The organism is Agrobacterium sp. GW821-FHT02D03 (genome assembly GCF_059421725.1).
The window spans coordinates 307113-325362 of record NZ_JBWKVN010000001.1 but is presented as its reverse complement, the minus strand read 5'-3'; the positions used below and the strand labels follow the sequence as shown (position 1 = coordinate 325362).

Annotated in this window: 14 protein-coding genes; 5 read left to right on the top strand and 9 right to left on the bottom strand. The window is 59.5% G+C overall.

From position 1 onward, the window contains the following. The first annotated feature begins 158 nt into the window (after positions 1 to 158). Entirely contained in the window at positions 159 to 614 is a 456-nt protein-coding gene (locus tag AC07U5_RS01480; RefSeq protein ID WP_062597437.1) for a cyclic nucleotide-binding domain-containing protein, read from the top strand. A gap of 114 nt (positions 615 to 728) precedes the next feature. On the opposite strand, the gene AC07U5_RS01475 is transcribed toward AC07U5_RS01480, so the two are convergent. The 6 genes from AC07U5_RS01475 to tesB form a co-directional block, all read right to left on the bottom strand. Beyond that, positions 729 to 1532, bottom strand: a complete 804-nt coding sequence (locus tag AC07U5_RS01475) for an exodeoxyribonuclease III (RefSeq protein WP_494722105.1) — start codon at positions 1530 to 1532, stop codon at positions 729 to 731. A 153-nt stretch (positions 1533 to 1685) separates the two neighbouring features. Continuing rightward, positions 1686 to 2411 carry an outer membrane lipoprotein carrier protein LolA gene (locus AC07U5_RS01470; protein ID WP_162739587.1) on the bottom strand — a complete coding sequence of 242 codons (726 nt, stop codon included), beginning with the start codon at positions 2409 to 2411 and terminating at the stop codon, positions 1686 to 1688. A gap of 116 nt (positions 2412 to 2527) precedes the next feature. Beyond that, complete coding sequence (locus AC07U5_RS01465) at positions 2528 to 5158, bottom strand: DNA translocase FtsK (RefSeq protein ID WP_494722104.1); 2631 nt, start codon at positions 5156 to 5158, stop codon at positions 2528 to 2530. A 207-nt stretch (positions 5159 to 5365) separates the two neighbouring features. Next, entirely contained in the window at positions 5366 to 6727 is a 1362-nt protein-coding gene (locus AC07U5_RS01460; RefSeq protein ID WP_494722103.1) for an ammonium transporter, read from the bottom strand. Positions 6728 to 6755: 28 nt separating this feature from the next. Next, positions 6756 to 7106 carry a P-II family nitrogen regulator gene (locus AC07U5_RS01455; RefSeq protein ID WP_062424736.1) on the bottom strand — a complete coding sequence of 117 codons (351 nt, stop codon included), beginning with the start codon at positions 7104 to 7106 and terminating at the stop codon, positions 6756 to 6758. Positions 7107 to 7320: 214 nt separating this feature from the next. After that, a complete protein-coding gene (gene tesB, locus AC07U5_RS01450) occupies positions 7321 to 8205 on the bottom strand; it encodes an acyl-CoA thioesterase II (protein WP_062424735.1) in 885 nt (294 codons plus the stop codon). A 92-nt stretch (positions 8206 to 8297) separates the two neighbouring features. On the opposite strand from tesB, the gene AC07U5_RS01445 reads away from it, so the two are divergent. The 4 genes from AC07U5_RS01445 to fdxA all read left to right on the top strand — a co-directional run bounded on the left by AC07U5_RS01445 (position 8298) and on the right by fdxA (position 13860). Next, positions 8298 to 9512 carry a ubiquinone biosynthesis hydroxylase gene (locus tag AC07U5_RS01445; protein ID WP_494722102.1) on the top strand — a complete coding sequence of 405 codons (1215 nt, stop codon included), beginning with the start codon at positions 8298 to 8300 and terminating at the stop codon, positions 9510 to 9512. A gap of 353 nt (positions 9513 to 9865) precedes the next feature. Beyond that, positions 9866 to 12943: a helicase-related protein gene (locus tag AC07U5_RS01440; protein WP_494723238.1), complete on the top strand. Its 3078-nt coding sequence runs from the start codon at positions 9866 to 9868 to the stop codon at positions 12941 to 12943. Between the two features lie 4 nt (positions 12944 to 12947). Next, positions 12948 to 13364 (top strand): RNA-binding S4 domain-containing protein, encoded by a 417-nt coding sequence (locus tag AC07U5_RS01435; RefSeq protein WP_494722101.1) that lies wholly within the window; start codon positions 12948 to 12950, stop codon positions 13362 to 13364. Positions 13365 to 13521: 157 nt separating this feature from the next. After that, complete coding sequence (gene fdxA, locus AC07U5_RS01430; RefSeq protein ID WP_062444698.1) at positions 13522 to 13860, top strand: ferredoxin FdxA; 339 nt, start codon at positions 13522 to 13524, stop codon at positions 13858 to 13860. Between the two features lie 83 nt (positions 13861 to 13943). Here the strand turns inward: fdxA and holA are convergent, their stop codons facing one another. The 3 genes from holA to leuS are packed head-to-tail and all read right to left on the bottom strand — an operon-like array spanning position 13944 to position 18159. Further along, a complete protein-coding gene (gene holA, locus AC07U5_RS01425) occupies positions 13944 to 14981 on the bottom strand; it encodes a DNA polymerase III subunit delta (RefSeq protein ID WP_494722100.1) in 1038 nt (345 codons plus the stop codon). A gap of 9 nt (positions 14982 to 14990) precedes the next feature. Further along, positions 14991 to 15536: an LPS assembly lipoprotein LptE gene (locus tag AC07U5_RS01420; protein WP_062424730.1), complete on the bottom strand. Its 546-nt coding sequence runs from the start codon at positions 15534 to 15536 to the stop codon at positions 14991 to 14993. After that, positions 15529 to 18159 (bottom strand): leucine--tRNA ligase, encoded by a 2631-nt coding sequence (gene leuS / locus AC07U5_RS01415; RefSeq protein ID WP_494722099.1) that lies wholly within the window; start codon positions 18157 to 18159, stop codon positions 15529 to 15531. Before leuS ends, AC07U5_RS01420 begins: the two co-directional genes overlap by 8 nt. Positions 18160 to 18250: the final 91 nt, after the last annotated feature.

The following is an 18250-nucleotide window of genomic DNA, read 5'->3' as shown; positions in this document are numbered from 1 at the left end:
CTGTTTGCTGCGTCCGATTGGACGCGAGGCGCTTAAAGGGCAATTTTCTTGATCCGCTCTTGTCTTGGAGTCCGCATTGGTCGAAAACGGGTTGAACCGCGCTTCTTCAAATATGAGCGGCGCGGTATTCGACTTGCATTTCCCAGGTGGATCAGCCCATGGCGTTGAACGACGATATCAAGCTTTTCGCGCAGGTGCCGCTGTTCCAGGGCTTCAGCGAAGATCAGCTGCGCCTGATCGCTTTCGGTGCCGAGCGGCGGCGCATTGCCGCGGGGCACATGCTGTTTCGCCAGTACTCTCCCGCCGAATGTGCCTTCGTCATATGCAATGGACGCTTCGATCTCTGGACCGAAGAGCGTGACGGCAAAAGAGAGGTGAAGGCCACCGTTGGTAGCGGCTGTCTTCTTTCCGAGCTGGCGCTCTTCACGCTCTGCGAACGCAAGTTCACTGCGGTCGCGCGCGAAGATTCCGAAGTCATCCGCATCACCCGTATCCTCTTCCATCGCATGATCGAGGAATTCCCGGATGTTGCCGCAGTCGTGTCCGAGCGCATCCGTGGCAACATCGCCGCACTTGCCACAAGTGCGGCTGCAATGCAGAACCGGTTTATGTAACCGCTTTGCTATTAAAGCGTGTCGCGATCTTTTAGATTCGCTTCCTACGCTTTAAGTCCTTGTTTTGTCGCATGTCGTTATCCCAAAACCGCTGCACACTTTTGCGCGACATGCTTAGAACTTGAAGTGGGCAGTCACCGGAACGTGGTCGGATGGCCTGTTCCAGCCGCGCGCCTCCTTCAGGATTTCGATCCGATCGAGCGAGGAACCAAGATCCTGCGATGACCAGATATGGTCCAGACGGCGGCCACGATTGGCAGCTTCCCAATCCTTGGCGCGGTAGCTCCACCAGGTGTAGATCTTTTCCGTTTCCGGCACGTTGAGCCGCATCAGGTCGAGCCAGTTGCCGCGCTTCATGACCTCCAGCAGACCTTCTGTCTCGACAGGCGTATGGCTGACGATCTTCAGCAGTTGCTTGTGCGACCAGACGTCGTTTTCGAGCGGCGCTATGTTGAGGTCGCCAACCAGGATCGACGACGCTCCAGGCGTCGCGTCGGCGCTCAGCACCTTCATCTCCTCAACGAAATCGAGCTTGTGGCCGAATTTCGGATTGATCGACCGGTCCGGCTCGTCGCCGCCTGCCGGAACATAGAAGTTATGAAGGCGGATGCGGCGACTGCCGACCTGCACCAGAGCGGAGATATGGCGGGCGTCCCCGACCTTGCAGTAATCCTGACGGTGATCTTCCGTCAGCGGCAGCTTCGAGGCGATGGCAACGCCGTGATAGCCCTTCTGTCCATGAATGATGATGTGCTCATAGCCCAGCGCCCGCAGAGGCTTGAGGGGAAACTCGCCATTCGGGCACTTGGTCTCCTGCAGGCAAAGAACGTCTGGCTTGTAACGCACCAGAAACTGCTCGACGATCGGCATGCGCAGCCGCACCGAGTTGATGTTCCAGGTGGTTATCGAGAAAGTCATGCCTCACGCTCCGTCTTATGCAGCTAAAGCGCCGTCCGTCCTATTGGACGCACAAACGACGCTTTACCCTGAACTATGCATCGGGCCGATGCTGTAGAGGCAGGCTTATAACAAGAGGGCAGAAAACTGGAAACGCTTTCTGCTGTCTGGAGGTCAACCGCGCTTGCGGACCTCTTCGTAGTTGATGTTGAAGACCTTGTCGTCGAGGTTCACGCCCGTCTGGACGTTGAAGATCATCACGGTCGTGTCCTTGTTCTGCGCATCCGTCGTCGTCCACTGGCGCAGATCGAAGGTTTTCGGATCGAACATCAGGGTGATCGTCGAATCGCCGAAGATGCTCTTGTCACCGAGAACGATGGTGATCAGATCGGACTCTTCCTTGACGCTGCGAACCTTCTGATTGCTGAGGTCGATCTTGTCGGCCAGAAGCAGGCTGAGCGGCGTCTTGGACAGTGGATAGATGTCCCAGGTCTTCAGCTTCATGTTGCCGATGACGACGTTGCGGCCGTCCGCGATTACGCGCATGGGCGACGGGTCTTCGTAGTTGAAGCGAAGCTTGCCGGGACGCGAAATATAGAACTTGCCGCCTGTCTGTTCACCGCGCGGACCGAACTGAACGAACTCGCCCATCATCGTCTTGACCGACGAGAAGTGGTTGGCGATCTTCTGCGCCGTCACGCCGTCTCCTGCCCCTTGCGCGAAGGCGGCAATGGGCGAGAGCGCCACAGAGGCCGCCGCTGCCGAAAACAGCGTCATCACGCCTCGCCGCGTCATGCTGCTCTCAAGGCCGGGATGCTGAGCGGAAACGACCGAGCGGGTATTCTTCATTCTGTTCTCCTTCATCGCATCCCATGTGCCGAAAAAACACGGCGGCTTCATGACATGGAGCGACGGCTATAACGCTGAAAGCACACGCCTGGTTGCGGCTATCGAACCTGCACGCAAGCAACTGGTATCAAAGACCAACTGCCGGTCGAGCGTTAGACGATTGTGGCTTAATCATTCTCCGTCGGCACGAGAATTTCGCGCTTTCCGGCGTGGTTTGCAGGGCCGATAATGCCTTCCTGCTCCATCCGTTCGATCAGCGACGCAGCGCGGTTATAACCGATGCCGAGCCTGCGCTGGACGTAGGAGGTCGAGGCCTTGCCATCGCGCAGAACGACGGCGACGGCCTGGTCATAAGGGTCGTCGGACTCTGCCATGTTGCCGGTGCCGGCAGGGCCGCCACCATCCTCGTCCTCATCCTCTTCGGTGACCGCTTCGAGATAATCGGGCGAGCCTTGGGTCTTGAGGTAGGAGACGATCTCTTCCACTTCATTATCCGAAACGAAGGGACCGTGGACGCGCTGGATGCGCCCGCCGCCTGCCATATAGAGCATATCACCCATGCCAAGCAGCTGCTCTGCGCCCTGTTCGCCAAGGATGGTGCGGCTGTCGATCTTGGAGGTAACCTGGAAGGAAATGCGCGTCGGGAAGTTCGCCTTGATCGTGCCGGTGATGACGTCGACAGACGGACGTTGCGTTGCCATGATGACATGAATGCCGGCGGCACGCGCCATCTGCGCCAGACGCTGCACAGCACCCTCGATATCCTTGCCGGCGACCATCATCAGGTCGGCCATTTCGTCGATGATGACGACGATATAGGGCAGCGGCTTCAGATCGAATTCTTCCGTCTCATACATGGCTTCGCCGGTCTGGCGGTCAAAGCCGGTCTGCACGGTTCTCGTCAGGACTTCGCCCTTGTCCAGCGCCTGCTGAACGCGGGTGTTGAAGCCATCGATGTTACGAACACCGATCTTCGACATCTTCTTGTAGCGCTCTTCCATCTCCCGCACGGTCCATTTCAGTGCGACGACGGCCTTCTTGGGATCGGTGACGACAGGCGAGAGCAGATGCGGAATGCCGTCATAGATCGACAGTTCGAGCATCTTCGGGTCGATCATGATCAGGCGGCACTGTTCTGGCGTCATGCGATAGACGAGCGACAGGATCATGGTGTTGATCGCGACCGACTTACCCGAGCCGGTGGTACCGGCCACGAGAAGATGCGGCATCTTGGCAAGATCGGCGATGACAGCTTCGCCACCAATTGTCTTGCCGAGTGCCATCGGCAGCTTGGCCTTGCTGCTTTCGAAATCGCGAGATCCGACAAGCTCGCGCAGGAACACCGTTTCGCGCGTGCGGTTGGGAAGCTCGATACCGATGGCATTGCGGCCAGGAACGACGGCGACGCGCGCGGCAATCGCGCTCATCGAGCGGGCGATATCGTCCGCCAGACCTATGACGCGCGACGACTTGATGCCGGGCGCCGGTTCAAGCTCATAAAGCGTCACGACGGGGCCAGGACGCACATGGATGATCTCGCCCTTGACGCCAAAGTCTTCCAGCACGCCTTCGAGCCGCCGGGCATTCTGCTCCAGAACGTCGGCGTTCAGCGTGTTGTCCTTGACGACATTCTTTGGCTCGGCCAGCAGATGGATCGACGGAACCTGGAAACCATCTGGCGAAATGAAAGAGGTTTGCGCTTCGCGTGCAACCCGCTCGCTCGGCTTCGGCCGCGATGGTGGTGCGGTAATACGCGTCGGGCTTCCCGGTGCCGGGCGCGGGGCAAAAGGCGCATCACCGGAGAGAACACCGTCCGGCAAGCTCTCTTCGTCGTCGAATGGCGGCTCGTCGAGATCGTCGTTGACGGAAGGTGCCTGTCGGCGTGCACGCGCTTCCGCCCGTTCCTCGAAGGAAGGCTCTGCCCGTTCCAGACGGTTGATCGCAGTCTTCAGTCGTGACGGCTCGTTCAACGTGCCAAATTCGTAGTCGTTGAAGTCGTAGGGCTGCTCGAACTCGTTGGTGAGCGACTTGGGCTTCAAACCGAAGATTCGCCGAAGCCTGGCATGGGTCGTGTACCAGTAATGGGTCAGCGCGCCGAAAGCGAGGAAGTTGGCGAGGAAACCCTCGCCGTCATCCTCATCATCCTCTTCGATCTCCTGAACCTTGCGGGCCTTGCTGTTGACGGCAGCCTGTGGCGCGAAGGGCTCCTCCGCATCCTGGTCGAATGCGCCGAGAAGACCTGAAGCGACCAGCATCAGCCAAGCCGCAGGCACAGCCAGGATTGCGCCCAGAACGGTCGCAGCAGTTCCAGTCGGATAGGCGCCGAGGAACAGCGCTGGAAAGCGCAGGATCATGTCGCCGATCACGCCGCCAATGCCGTTGGGCAGCGGCCAGGTCTGCGGTGCCGGGAAACATCCAAGCGAGGCAGAGGCAATGAAGGCGCCCCCAATCCAGGCCATCAGGCGGGTCGGCATGCGGGTGAGTTTGCGGCCGGAAATCAGGACGAAGGCCCAGGACAGGATGGGCAACATGGCAATCAGCGACGACAGCCCGAGAAACTGCATCATGATATCGGCGAAGATCGCGCCGCTATGTCCGAGCAGATTGGTGGGCTCGTTGGAGGTCGCGTAGGAGAGACTCGGATCGGCCACGTTCCAGGTCGCAAGTGCGGTCACGCCCAGCGCCAAGGCTGCCAGAACAGCAAAACCACACAGCGCCATGATCTGTCGCACGACGAATGCCGTCAGCACGAAGCGATTGTCGCGGCCCTCGAATGTCGGAGAATTCACTCTGCCCATATGTTGAACCTGTCGTCCTTAGTTTTTCCGGAGCTTCGTGACCGAAGCAGGGATGACAGGGCAAAATAGCGGCATGGTGGTTAATGCGGCATTAACCACGGGAAAACTCGTTTACCAAGCCTAGCCCACCGAAAACAAAGAAGCCCGGCGAGACGATCGCCGGGCTTCGATGATGAGGTTCGAGTGCGTAAACGGCACCGACCGATCTTAGTTGTGGTAGGCGGCTTCGCCGTGAGATGCGAGGTCGAGACCTTCGCGTTCGGCTTCGACCGGCACACGCAGACCGACGATGATGTCGACGATCTTGTAGAGGATCGCAGAGCCGATACCCGTCCACAGGATGGTGATGACGACGGCCTGAATCTGAACCATCAACTGACCACCCATCGTCTGCTCGCCGGCATAGCCGACGCCGCCAAGCGAGGCGCTTGCGAAGATGCCGGTCGCCAGAGCGCCGAACATGCCGCCAATGCCGTGAACGCCGAAGACGTCCGCGGTGTCGTCGTAACCGAACTTGTTCTTCACCACGGAGACGAAGAAGTAGCAGAGCGGCGAAACGATCACGCCCATGACGATCGCGCCCATCGGGCCGACGATACCAGCAGCAGGCGTGATGGCAACGAGACCAGCGATCATGCCCGAAGCAGCACCCAGCATGGAAGCCTTGCCACGCGTGAAGCTTTCAACCACGCACCAGGAGAGAATGGCGGCAGCGGTGGCGATGAAGGTGTTGACGGTTGCAAGCATTGCACCACCGGAGGCTTCCAGGTTGGAACCGGCGTTGAAGCCGAACCAGCCGACCCACAGCATGGCAGCGCCAACATAGGTCAGCGTCATGGAGTGCGGAGCCATCATGTCCTTGCCGTAGCCCGTACGCTTGCCGACCATGATCGCACCAATAAGACCGGCAACACCGGCATTGATGTGAACGACCGTGCCGCCAGCGAAGTCAAGGGCGCCGAGACCGAAGAGGTAACCCTTGGCATCCCAGACCATGTGGGCAATCGGGAAGTAGACGAAGGTAACCCAAAGCAGGCAGAAAAGAACCGAAGCCGAGAACTTGATACGTTCCGCGAAGGCGCCGATGATCAGTGCCGGAGTGATGGCCGCGAAGGTCATCTGGAACATCACGAAGATGTATTCCGGAATGACGACGCCCTGCGAGAAGGTCGCAGCGGTCGTGTCCTTGGTCACACCCGCGAGGAAGAGCTTGGCGAAACCGCCGAAGAACGGGCTTTCAGAACCACCGAAGGCGAAGGAGTAACCGTAGACGACCCAGGCAATCATGACGGTGGCGGCAATGACCGTGCACTGCATCAGAACCGACAGCATGTTCTTGGCGCGAACGAGACCGCCGTAGAACAGGCCAAGACCCGGAACGGCCATGAAGAGGACCAGGATGGTGGACAGGAACATGAAGGCAGTGTCGCCCTTGTCCGGAACGGCGGCAACGGCTGCTGCTGCTGCTGCGGGGGCAGCAGCGTCCTGCGCAAAGGATATGACCGGCGCCAGGAGGGCTGCCGCACCGGCGCCCAAGGCGCTGAGTGTGGAAATTTTCTTGAAGTTCATAATCTGAGGACTCCCCTGTCAGCCGAGCTTAAAGCGCTTCTGTGTTCGTTTCGCCGGTGCGGATGCGCACTGCCTGTTCAATCGAGTAGACGAAAATCTTGCCGTCGCCGATCTGCCCCGTCTTGGCCGCGGATGCGATTGCATCGACTGCCTTTTCCACCACGTCGGACGCCACCGCGATCTCGATCTTCAGCTTCGGAAGAAAGCTGACCGCATATTCGGTACCGCGATAAATCTCGGTATGTCCCTTCTGACGTCCGTAACCCTTCACTTCGGTTACGGTCAGGCCCTGAATGCCGAGCGCGGTGAGAGCCTCGCGCACCTCATCCAGCTTGAACGGCTTGATAATGGCCATCACAATTTTCATCTGGTTTCCCATCCTTTGTTTGTGCTCGGCATGGAGCCGACTCTCCTTGCCGCTGGCAGATCAGTAACAGCGACTGACACTCTATATTCAAAGGGCGTGCCAGTTTTGGCAGGCAGAGAATAAGTTATTGAAAAGTAACGACTATAAAAGATAAGGCCGCAAAACGGGCAATTGTTCGCGCTTTAGGCGAACAATTTATGGGCGATTTTTAAAAAATGATCGTTTTTTAGTCATTTGCCCGTTTGCGAATCAGGCCCTCTTGCGCCATCGAGGCGATAAGCACGCCATCGCGGGTAAAGAGGTTGCCCCTGGTCAATCCGCGGGCACCGGACGCGCTCGGGCTATCCTGCGTGTAGAGCAGCCAGTCTTCCAACTTGCACGGGCGATGAAACCACATGGCGTGATCGAGGCTCGCCACCTGGATGGTCGGATCGAAGATGGTCGTTCCGTGGGCATAGAGTGATGTATCGAGCAGCGTCATGTCGGAAAGATAGGCGAGAACCGCTGCCTGATAATGCCTGTCATCCGGCACGGCACCCACGGCCCGCACCCAGATATCCTGCTTCGGCTCCAGCTTTTCGCGCGAGATATAATGCGTGAGTGAGACCGGGCGGATTTCGATCGGCCGCTTGTTCTCCCAGTATTTGCGGATCGCGGGTGGCGCATTGGCGAGAAACGCCTCCTGCAACTGCGCCTCGCTCATCAGGCTTTCCGGCTGCGGCACGTTTGGGATCGGGCTCTGGTGATCAAAGCCGCCCTCCTCGATCTGGAACGATGCCGACATGGCAAAGATGGCATGACCGTGCTGGATGGCAACGATGCGCCGTGTGGCAAAGCTTGCACCATCACGAATGCGATCAACCTGATAGATGATCGGCACGAGGGGATCGCCGGGTCGCATGAAATAGGCGTGGAGCGAGTGGATAAAGCGGTCCGCATCCACCGTTCGCTGTGCCGCCATCAGTGCCTGCGCAATGACCTGACCACCGAAGACGCGCTGCCATCCAACCTGTGGGCTGGTGCCGCGGAAGAGATTTTCTTCAAGCTTTTCAAGATCAAGCGTGGCTAGAAGATTTTCCATCGGGCTTGATGAATGAGAAGGATGCGACATTTCGGCATGCTCCGGCTGTATGAAGACGTGATGGGATGGTCTATAATGGCAGAAGAATATGCACAAGAACGCAAGGCGCAGGAGAAGACGCAATGCTTGATGTCGTGATTGCCGGGGGCGGATATGTGGGCTTAAGCGTTGCCGTCGCCATCAAGCAGGCAGCGCCGCATCTTGGTGTGCAGGTCATCGAAGCCGCCCCTGAAGACGTCTGGAAGAAGGACGTCCGCGCCTCCGCGATCATCGCCGCCGCAAGCCGCATGCTGGATGTCTTCGGCATCTGGCAGGAACTGGAGCCGGAAGCCCAGCCGATCAACAAGATGATCGTGACGGATTCGCGCACGGCAGATCCTGTTCGCCCGGTCTTCCTCACCTTCGACGGCGACGTGGCGGAAGGCCAGCCCTTTGCGCATATGGTCCCGAATGTTGCCATGGTCGGTGCTCTGCGGGGAGTGTGCGAGCGGCTCGGTATCGAGATCCGCCACGGGCTGAGTGTCTCCGGTTTTTCCGCCGGTCCGCAAAGCAACCAGATTTCGCTTTCCGACGGCTCGTCGCTGGAAACGCGTCTGCTGGTTGCTTGTGACGGTGTGAAATCGGCGCTGCGCGAGATGGCCGGCATTAAGACCGTCCACTGGGCTTACGATCAGTCGGGCATCGTCACGACTGTGGAGCACGAGCGGCCGCACAATGGCTGCGCGGAAGAACATTTTCTGCCGTCCGGTCCCTTTGCCATCCTGCCACTCAAGGGCAACCGCTCGTCGCTGGTGTGGACGGAGCGCACGGCAGATGCCGACAGCCTCGTCGCGTCCGACGATCTTATCTTCGAAGAAGAGCTCGAGCGTCGCTTCGGTCACAAGCTGGGGCCGATCCGCCCCGTCGGTCCGCGCCGTGCCTTCCCGCTTGGCCTCACGCTTGCCCGTGCTTTCGTCGCGCCACGCATCGCGCTTGCCGGTGACGCTGCCCACGGCATTCACCCCATCTCCGGACAGGGCCTCAATCTTGGCTTCAAGGATGTGGCGGCGCTGGCTGAGACCGTCGTCGAGGCCGATCGCATCGGGCTCGATATTGGCTCACTCAATGTGCTGGAGCGCTACCAGTCCTGGCGCCGCTTCGACACGGTGCGCATGGGTGTGACCACCGACTTGTTGAACCGTCTCTTCTCCAATGATGTCGGGCCAATCCGCGTTGCGCGCGATTTCGGGCTGGGCCTCGTTGATCGGATTCCCGCATTGAAATCCTACTTCATCGGCCAGGCCGCCGGAACGGCGGACCGGAATGGACCAAGATTGCTGGCGGGGCAGCCTCTGTAGCCGGCATCGTCCTTTAGCATCATCTGATTCAGCATCTGGTGGCTTTCGGCAAAGCGGAAGCCACATCTTGCCGTGAACAAAGGCTGAATCTGGCAGAGTCAGCGATTCGTCTCTGATTCGTTCTCAACCTGTTCCGAATCTTGCGCCTTTGGCGTTTCTTAGCAAAAAAGCGGTTTTGGCGTGCCGAATTGGCGGTCAATTCAAGGGCGACGCCGATGATAACCGCTTTCGTCCTTGCGTTTGGCCTTGCTGATTGCCATGTGTGGGAAGACTGAAATGCGGGCGCCCTCACGCCGTGTCCGAAGAGTAGCAGCATCGTCGTTTTCGCGGATAGTACGTTGAATTTTCGCCCCATGATCTTGAGCGGCCGCGGTGTAACGGCCGTTCTTGGACCGACAAATACCGGCAAAACCCATTATGCCATCGAGAGAATGGTGGCGCATGGAAGTGGTGTCATCGGCCTTCCGCTGCGCCTTCTGGCACGCGAGGTCTATACGCGGCTGGTGGAGAAGGTCGGCGCCAACAATGTTGCGCTGATCACCGGCGAAGAGAAGATTTCCCCACCCCGCGCGAAATATTCCGTGTGCACCGTGGAAGCGATGCCACGCGAAACCAATGCTGCCTTTGTCGCCATCGACGAAGTCCAGCTCGCGGGCGACCTGGAACGCGGCCATATCTTCACCGACCGCATCCTGAATTTGCGCGGCAAGGAAGAAACGCTGCTTCTGGGTGCCGGCACGATGCGGCCAATTCTCGAAAAGCTGCTGCCCGGCATCGTGATGGTGGAGCGCCCTCGCCTGTCGCAACTCTTCTATGCGGGATCGAAGAAGATCACCCGCCTGCCCCAGCGCACGGCGATCGTCGCCTTCTCGGCCGATGAGGTCTACGCGATTGCCGAACTGGTGCGCCGTCAGCGCGGTGGCGCTGCGGTCGTTCTCGGTGCGCTATCGCCCCGTACCCGCAACGCGCAGGTCGGCCTCTACCAGAACGGCGACGTGGAATATCTGGTGGCGACCGATGCCATCGGCATGGGTCTGAACCTCGATGTCGACCACGTAGCATTTGCCCAGGATCGCAAATTCGACGGCTATCAGTTCCGCAATCTCAATCCGGCTGAAATGGGCCAGATCGCCGGTCGTGCCGGACGCCACTTGCGCGATGGCACCTTCGGCGTGACGGGTCGCGTCGATCCGCTGGACGACGAGTTGGTGGAACGAATCGAATCGCATGAGTTCGATCCGGTCAAAGTACTGCAATGGCGCACGAAGAATTTCGATTTCTCGTCCATCAGAAATCTCCAGGCGAGCCTCGATGCGGCACCCACGGTGCAGGGTCTGTCGCGCGCGTTGCCTGCCATCGATCAGCAGGCACTCGAATATCTCGGGCGCTACCCGGAGATTATCGACGTCACGACCACTGCGGAGCGTGTCGAAAGATTGTGGGAAGCCTGCGCTTTGCCGGATTATCGCCGCATCGCGCCTGCACAACATGCCGATCTGATTTCGACTCTCTATTTCGATCTCGTCAAACGCGGTACGGTCAATGAGAATTTCATGGCCGAACAGGTGCGCCGCGCCGACCGGACGGATGGTGAAATCGACACGCTCTCCGCCAGGATTGCGCAGATCAGAACATGGACGTATGTATCCAACCGCCCAGGATGGCTTGCCGATCCGACACACTGGCAAGAAAAGACACGGGAAATCGAAGATCGATTGTCCGATGCTCTACATGAAAGGTTGACGAAACGCTTTGTTGATCGCAGGACATCTGTGCTCATGAGGCGCCTAAGAGAGAATGCGATGCTTGAAGCTGAAATCAGTGTGAATGGTGATGTCTTCGTAGAAGGACATCATGTCGGTCAATTGGCGGGATTCCGGTTCACCCCGGTTTCGGGAACCGAAGGTCCAGATGCCAAGGCCGTCCAGGCGGCAGCGCAAAAGGCGCTCGCATTGGAGTATGAGGCGCGCGCCGCCCGTCTCCATGCCAGTGGTAATGGCGACCTGGCGATGAGCTCGGACGGTCTCGTCCGCTGGCTCGGTGAGCCCGTGGCGCGTCTGGCAGCCGGCGACAACATCATGAAGCCGCGCGTCATCCTTCTGGCCGACGAGCAGCTGAGCGGCAATGCGCGTGACCACGCGCTTGCCCGCATCGAGCGCTTCGTCAATCACCAGATCGCAACGGTTCTGAAGCCGCTCGACGATATTTCGCGCGCCGAAGATCTGCAGGGCCTCGCCAAGGGTCTGGCCTTCCAGCTGGTTGAAAATCTCGGCATCCTGTTCCGCCGCGACGTGGCCGATGAGGTCAAGACGCTGGATCAGGACGCCCGCGCCTCCATGCGTCGTTACGGCATCCGTTTTGGCGCCTACCACGTCTTCCTGCCAGCACTTCTCAAGCCGGCGCCCGCCGAACTCGTGACGCTGCTCTGGGCCCTGAAGAATGACGGCCTTGGCAAGCCGGGCTATGGCGATCTCATCCCGGTTCTGGCTGCCGGCCGTACCTCGGTCGTCACCGATCCCGGTTTTGAGCGCATGTTCTACAAGCTTGCCGGCTTCCGTTTCCTTGGCAAGCGCGCTGTGCGCATCGATATTCTCGAGCGTCTGGCTGACCTCATCCGTCCGCTGCTGCAGTGGAAGCCAGGCCAGCAGCCGCGCCCTGAGGGTGCCTATGATGGTCGCCGCTTCACCACCACGACGGCGATGCTGTCGATCCTGGGTGCTACGCTGGATGACATGGAAGAGATCCTCAAGGGTCTCGGCTACCGCGCCGACCAGGTCTCTGCAGAAGAAGCAGCAACCTTCCTCGCCGCCCAGAGCGGTGGTGCTGCGAAGGCAGACGCTACGGAAGCGGCACCCGCTGAAGAGGCTGCAAGTGACGATGCCGACGCTTCCGATGCATCCGAACAGGAAGCTTCTGCCGAAGCTGCGGCCGAAACGCCAGCAGAGGTGAAGGCTGAAGAGCCAAAGCCCGAGGAAGCTACGGCTGAGCAAGCAAAGTCTGAAGAGGCAGCGGCTGAAAACGCCGAGCCGAAGCCGGTTCTCTTGTGGTGCCCCGGTGGCCGCAACGACAACCAGCGCAGCGACAACCGCCGTCCGGGCAATCGCAATGCCGGCAACCGTGGTGAAGGCGAGCGTCGTGAAGGCGGTGAAGGTCGTCCCGGCAACCGCCAGAACGCCAATCGCGACGGCAACCGTGAGGGTGATCGCAAGCGCGAAGGCGGACGCCCTGATAACAAGGCACGCGGCAACAACAACCGTGGCGATCGTCCCGATCGCGGCGAGCGCAAGGACCGTCCGGAGCGCAATGATCGCGGCGGCAAGCCGCAGGGTCAGCAGCGGTTCGAAGCCAAGCCACCGCGCAAGGAAAAGCCGATGGATCCGGATTCGCCTTTCGCCAAGCTCGCTGCTCTCAAGGAGCAGCTGAAGAAGTAAGCCTATGGGTGCTAAGGAACAGCCACTGGAAGCCGGGCGTCAGCGCCTCGACAAGTGGCTGTTCTTCGCCCGTATGGCAAAATCCCGCTCGATAGCCCAGAGCTACATCCAGTCGGGCAATATCAAGGTCAACGGCGCGCCCGTGCGCCAATCCAGCCACATGGTGAAAACCGGTGACAGGCTGGATATCGCAATCGAGCGAATGGACCGTATTCTCATCGTCAAGGCACCCGGCGAGCGCCGCGGGCCTTACGAAGAGGCAAAACTTCTCTATGACGATCAGACCCCGCCCCGCGAACCCACGGATCGCATGACCTTGCTTGAGCAGGCGGTGCGCCTGCCAGGCAGCGGCCGCCCGACCAAGAAGGAACGCCGGGCGCTGGACAGGTTCATCTCCGATGCCGAGAACCCAGAGGATTAGAATAAACGACTACGTCGTCGCCTTTTTTCAGCATCCTTTGTCCTTGCCATCTTGTCATAAAGGCATTACCTCACTTGCGAAAATGCCCTGTCTGAATTCCGGGCGAAGGCTTGTGTTCGAAAGCCACTAACCCGGCCTGCATATTCTGGAGTTCTTCATGACGTATGTCGTGACCGACAATTGCATTCGCTGCAAATACACCGACTGTGTCGAAGTCTGCCCCGTGGATTGCTTCTACGAAGGCGAAAACTTCCTCGCCATCAATCCCGACGAATGCATCGATTGCGGCGTGTGCGAGCCGGAATGTCCCGCCGAGGCGATCAAGCCGGATACCGAGCCGGGCCTCGACAAGTGGCTGAAAATCAATGCCGAATACGCTGCCATCTGGCCGAATATTACCGTCAAGCGCGATCCGCTTCCGGAAGCCAAGGAGATGGACGGCGTCGAAGGCAAGCTCGACCTCTATTTCTCCGCCGAACCCGGCAAGGGCGACTGAACAGTTCGCCGCTTCGGGATTTTAAAAAGCCTCCCGGCATCTGCCGCGGAGGCTTTTTCATGCCTATCGATCGATGGAATGACTCAGCTGCCCCTGCCCGCCTGCAGTGTGGTGGCAAGCAGTGTCAGAAGCGCCACGCTTTCCTCCAGGCTTTGGCGCTGGCGGCTCTGCAGGATGGCAGACTGCAAGCGGTTCATCTCTCTGGCGATCGCCGCTGGCTGCCATGTGCGCAGCGCGCGCTCAATCACCGGCTTGCGACGGAAATGGATGCCGCGGCCCAACGTCTGCATGACCTGGCCGGCCTGCAGCTTCTTCTCATCCATCTCGGCCCGCATCTGGTCGAGCATCTGGAACTGGCGGAGGCACCCTTGCAGCACCAGGAAGATCGGCGTCTTTGACGAGATGATCTTCTGTGTGGCATGGAAGAAGCCATTGCGGTCGCCCTTCAGGATCGCATCGACGGCGTCGTCGGCAGACACGGCGCTGGCATCACCGATAATCGCGGCGACATCGTCTTCCTCGATCACATCTCGGCCACGGCAGTAGAGTGCCAGCTTCTTCACCTCATTGCGCGAGGCAATACGATCGCCACCGAGCGATTCGATCAGACGCTGACGTGCCGCCGGCGTGATTCTCAAGTTTTCATCGGCAAGCTCATGGTCGATCAGCGTGTTCAGCGATCTCGCATCATCCGCATAGCAAGGGATGGCGGCGATAGAGCGCGATGGCTCGGCGATCTTGCGCAGGCCTGTGCCCTTTTTGAGATCCCCTGCCTCGATGATGAGAAAGCTGGTTTCCGGCGGATTGTCCGCCAGCACCTGAAGCGCATCGACCAGCGGCTTCTCATTGGCAGCACCCTTGACCCAGACGAGCTTTTCGCCACCGAAGAGGCCGATGGCATTCACCTCGTCCAGAAGCCGCCCAGGGTCACCCTGAAGGTCGGTAACGGCAAGTTTCAGCGAAGCGAAGGCATCATTGGGATCAATGCCCGTCTTTGCAGCAATCACCGATGCACGTTCCGAGACCAGTCCCCGATCCGGTCCATAGAGAACGAAAATGCGAAAGCGCTCCGCCGGATTGTCGGCGAAGTGCTCGAATTCATGGGACTTGATTTCCGTCATGATCGCAGCTTATCGGCTGAGCGTGGCGGCGATGTCCGTGCGGATGATCTCTGCCAACTCACGCGCCGCGCGGTTTTCACCATCACGGACCGCACGGATCTTGGCGAATTCCTGCTGCGGCAGGTCGAGCATGGCGGTGACGGTGCGCTTGGCCGACCGCAACACTTGGCCATCGGACATGCGCGTCAGCACATATTGGCCGGTCATCGTCACGCGGCCCGGATAAGGACCGTCATAGTTGCTTTTGCCGACCGACAGGCTCGTATCGTTCGTCACCTCGGTGGAGCTTGCACTGGACGTGACCACCAGCTTGACCTGGTAATCCGTTTTGGTAGGCGCACCCTCGCCACCATAGGCGAGGAAGATCAGGTGGTTGCGGACCTCTTGCGTGATACGGTCGCCGGCGGACGAAAAGCTGACGGAAGCGAGCTTCTCACGCGTCCCGGATTCCACGCTGTAGAGCGGGCGAACCTGGCAGCCTGCGAGCGCACCGGACAAAACGACGACAGACACTGCGGCTGCTATGCGGCCCCATCTGGAATAGGCATCAAACAACAATGTTCACGATCCTTTGTGGAACCACGATGATCTTCTTCGGCTCTGAACCGGCGAGTGCCGCCTTGACGGCATCCAGTTCCAGCACGGCGGCGCGGACGGTATCTTGATCCGCATCGCGGGCGATTGTCAATTCGCCACGCTTCTTGCCGTTGATCTGAATCGGCAGAACAACTTCGTTCTCTTCGACGAGGGCAGGCACAAAAACCGGCCATGCCGCCTGCGCAACCAGACCGGAATTGCCAAGCACCTTCCAGCATTCCTCCGCCAGATGCGGCGTCATCGGCGCAATCATGCGGATGAGGATTTCCACCGCATCGCGCGCCGCAGCCTTTACCTCGTTGTCCTTGTTGCCGTTGGCAACCTCAGACAGCGGGCCGGCCAGCGCGTTGACCAGTTCGTAGATACGGGCGATCGCCTTGTTGAAGGCAAGCTTGTCCAGATCGTCCTGGACAGCCTTCAGTGTCTTGTGAGCAGCCTTGGACATCGCCAGGCCCTCGCCTGCTGTCGCCGGTGCCGCATTGACGGCCTTCAGTTCGTCGGCGGCTTCGCCGATGATGCGCCAGACGCGCTGGACGAAGCGATGTGCGCCTTCGACACCGGCTTCCGACCAGATCACATCGCGGTCCGGTGGACTATCGGACAGCACGAAGAAACGCGCGGTATCGGCGCCGTAAGAGGCGATGATATCGTCGGGATCGACCACGTTCTTTTTCGACTTCGACATCTTCTCGATGGAGCCGATGGCAACCTCTTCGCCGCTTTCCAGCATGTAGGCACGGCGCTTGCCGTCCACTTCCTCAATGCGGATGTCGGAGGGCACGATCCATTGGCCGTTCTGACCTTCGCCCAGGCGATAGGTCTCATGCACCACCATGCCCTGGGTAAACAATCCCTTGAAGGGCTCCTTCACGTCCACATGGCCGGTTTCCTTCATCGCGCGGGTGAAGAAGCGCGAATAGAGAAGATGCAGGATCGCGTGCTCGATGCCGCCAATATACTGATCGACAGGCAGCCAGCGATTGGCGACTTTCGGGTCGGTCGGCTGATCTTCCCAAGGTGCGGTGAAGCGGGTGAAGTACCAGCTGGAATCGACGAAGGTATCCATCGTGTCGGTTTCGCGCCGCGCATCGTGGCCGCATTGCGGGCAGGCGACATGACGCCAGGTCGGGTGACGATCGAGCGGGTTGCCCGGCACATCGAAAGTGACGTCGTCGGGCAGCTTGACCGGCAGGTCCTTCTTCGGAACGGGAACGACGCCGCAGACTTCACAATGGATCACCGGGATCGGGCAGCCCCAATAGCGCTGTCTCGAAATGCCCCAGTCACGCAAGCGGAAATTAACCTTGCGCTCGGCCTGCGGGGCATTGCCCAGAACCTGCTGCGACAGCTTCGTTACGACGGCCTCGAAAGCGTCCGTGGTCTTCATGCCATCGAGGAAGCGGGAATTGATCATCACCCCGTCGTCGACATAGGCCGTATCGCCAACCGTGAAGCTTGCCGCATCGCCATCTTCCGGCATGACGACTGGAACGACCGGCAGGCCATATTTGCGGGCAAAGTCCAAGTCGCGCTGGTCGCCCGAAGGGCAACCGAAGATCGCGCCGGTGCCGTAATCCATCAGCACGAAGTTGGCGATGTAAACTGGCAGTTCCCAGGACGGATCCAGCGGGTGGACGACCTTGACGCCGGTATCCATGCCGCGCTTCTCAGCGGTTTCCAGCGCAGCCAGAGACGTGCCCTGACGACGGCATTCGTCGCAGAACTCGGCAATCTCGGCGTTCTTTTCAGCCAAAGCTTTCGCCAAGGGATGATCGGCGGCAATGGCCAGGAAGGAAGCGCCAAACAGCGTGTCCGGACGCGTCGTGTAAACCGTGATGTCGTCGAAACCTTCAGGCGCCGTTGCGGCCACTGTCTGCCAGCGCAGCGACAGGCCTTCCGACTTGCCGATCCAGTTCTTCTGCATCAGCCGGACCTTTTCCGGCCACTGATCCAACTCGTCCAGCGAGTCCAGCAGATCCTGGCTAAAATCGGTGATGCGGAAGAACCATTGCGTCAGTTCGCGCTGCTCGACCAGCGCGCCGGAACGCCAGCCGCGACCGTCGATCACCTGCTCATTGGCCAGAACCGTGTGGTCGACCGGGTCCCAGTTAACCTTGGACTGCTTGCGATAGACCAGGCCCTTCTGCATGAAGTCGATGAACAGCGACTGCTGGCGGTGGTAGTAATCCACGTCACAGGTCGCAAATTCACGGCTCCAGTCCAGCGACAGTCCCATGGACTTCAGCTGGCCACGCATGGTGGCAATGTTCTGATAGGTCCAGTCCTTCGGGTGAACCTTGTTCTGCATGGCAGCGTTTTCCGCCGGCATGCCAAAGGCATCCCATCCCATGGGATGCAGCACGTTATAGCCGCGCGCACGCTTGTAGCGGGCAACCACATCGCCCATCGCATAGTTGCGAACATGGCCCATGTGGATGCGACCGGATGGGTACGGGAACATCTCAAGGACGTAATATTTCTCGCGGCTGTCGCTATTGTCTGTGACGAAGACCTTGTCTTCGTTCCATTGCTGCTGCCAGCGCGGCTCGGCGTCGCGAGGATTATAACGTTCGATGGCCATACTTCTGAAATCCGGGTATCGAGGGGGTAATGCGCGGTGACCTTCACCATGAAACGACCGATGCGTCAAGTTTTGCAGGGCGTTAGGGGGC

Bases quoted from the DNA above. Each gene is read 5' to 3' on its own strand.
- AC07U5_RS01470 (WP_162739587.1), bottom strand. From the start codon at position 2,411: ATGAAGCCGCCGTGTTTTTTCGGCACATGGGATGCGATGAAGGAGAAC.
- AC07U5_RS01440 (WP_494723238.1), top strand. From the start codon at position 9,866: ATGATCTTGAGCGGCCGCGGTGTAACGGCCGTTCTTGGACCGACAAAT.
- AC07U5_RS01465 (WP_494722104.1), bottom strand. From the start codon at position 5,158: ATGGGCAGAGTGAATTCTCCGACATTCGAGGGCCGCGACAATCGCTTC.
- AC07U5_RS01460 (WP_494722103.1), bottom strand. From the start codon at position 6,727: ATGAACTTCAAGAAAATTTCCACACTCAGCGCCTTGGGCGCCGGTGCG.
- leuS (WP_494722099.1), bottom strand. From the start codon at position 18,159: ATGGCCATCGAACGTTATAATCCTCGCGACGCCGAGCCGCGCTGGCAG.
- tesB (WP_062424735.1), bottom strand. From the start codon at position 8,205: ATGTCGCATCCTTCTCATTCATCAAGCCCGATGGAAAATCTTCTAGCC.
- AC07U5_RS01445 (WP_494722102.1), top strand. From the start codon at position 8,298: ATGCTTGATGTCGTGATTGCCGGGGGCGGATATGTGGGCTTAAGCGTT.
- holA (WP_494722100.1), bottom strand. From the start codon at position 14,981: ATGACGGAAATCAAGTCCCATGAATTCGAGCACTTCGCCGACAATCCG.
- fdxA (WP_062444698.1), top strand. From the start codon at position 13,522: ATGACGTATGTCGTGACCGACAATTGCATTCGCTGCAAATACACCGAC.
- AC07U5_RS01435 (WP_494722101.1), top strand. From the start codon at position 12,948: ATGGGTGCTAAGGAACAGCCACTGGAAGCCGGGCGTCAGCGCCTCGAC.
- AC07U5_RS01480 (WP_062597437.1), top strand. From the start codon at position 159: ATGGCGTTGAACGACGATATCAAGCTTTTCGCGCAGGTGCCGCTGTTC.
- AC07U5_RS01455 (WP_062424736.1), bottom strand. From the start codon at position 7,106: ATGGGAAACCAGATGAAAATTGTGATGGCCATTATCAAGCCGTTCAAG.
- AC07U5_RS01475 (WP_494722105.1), bottom strand. From the start codon at position 1,532: ATGACTTTCTCGATAACCACCTGGAACATCAACTCGGTGCGGCTGCGC.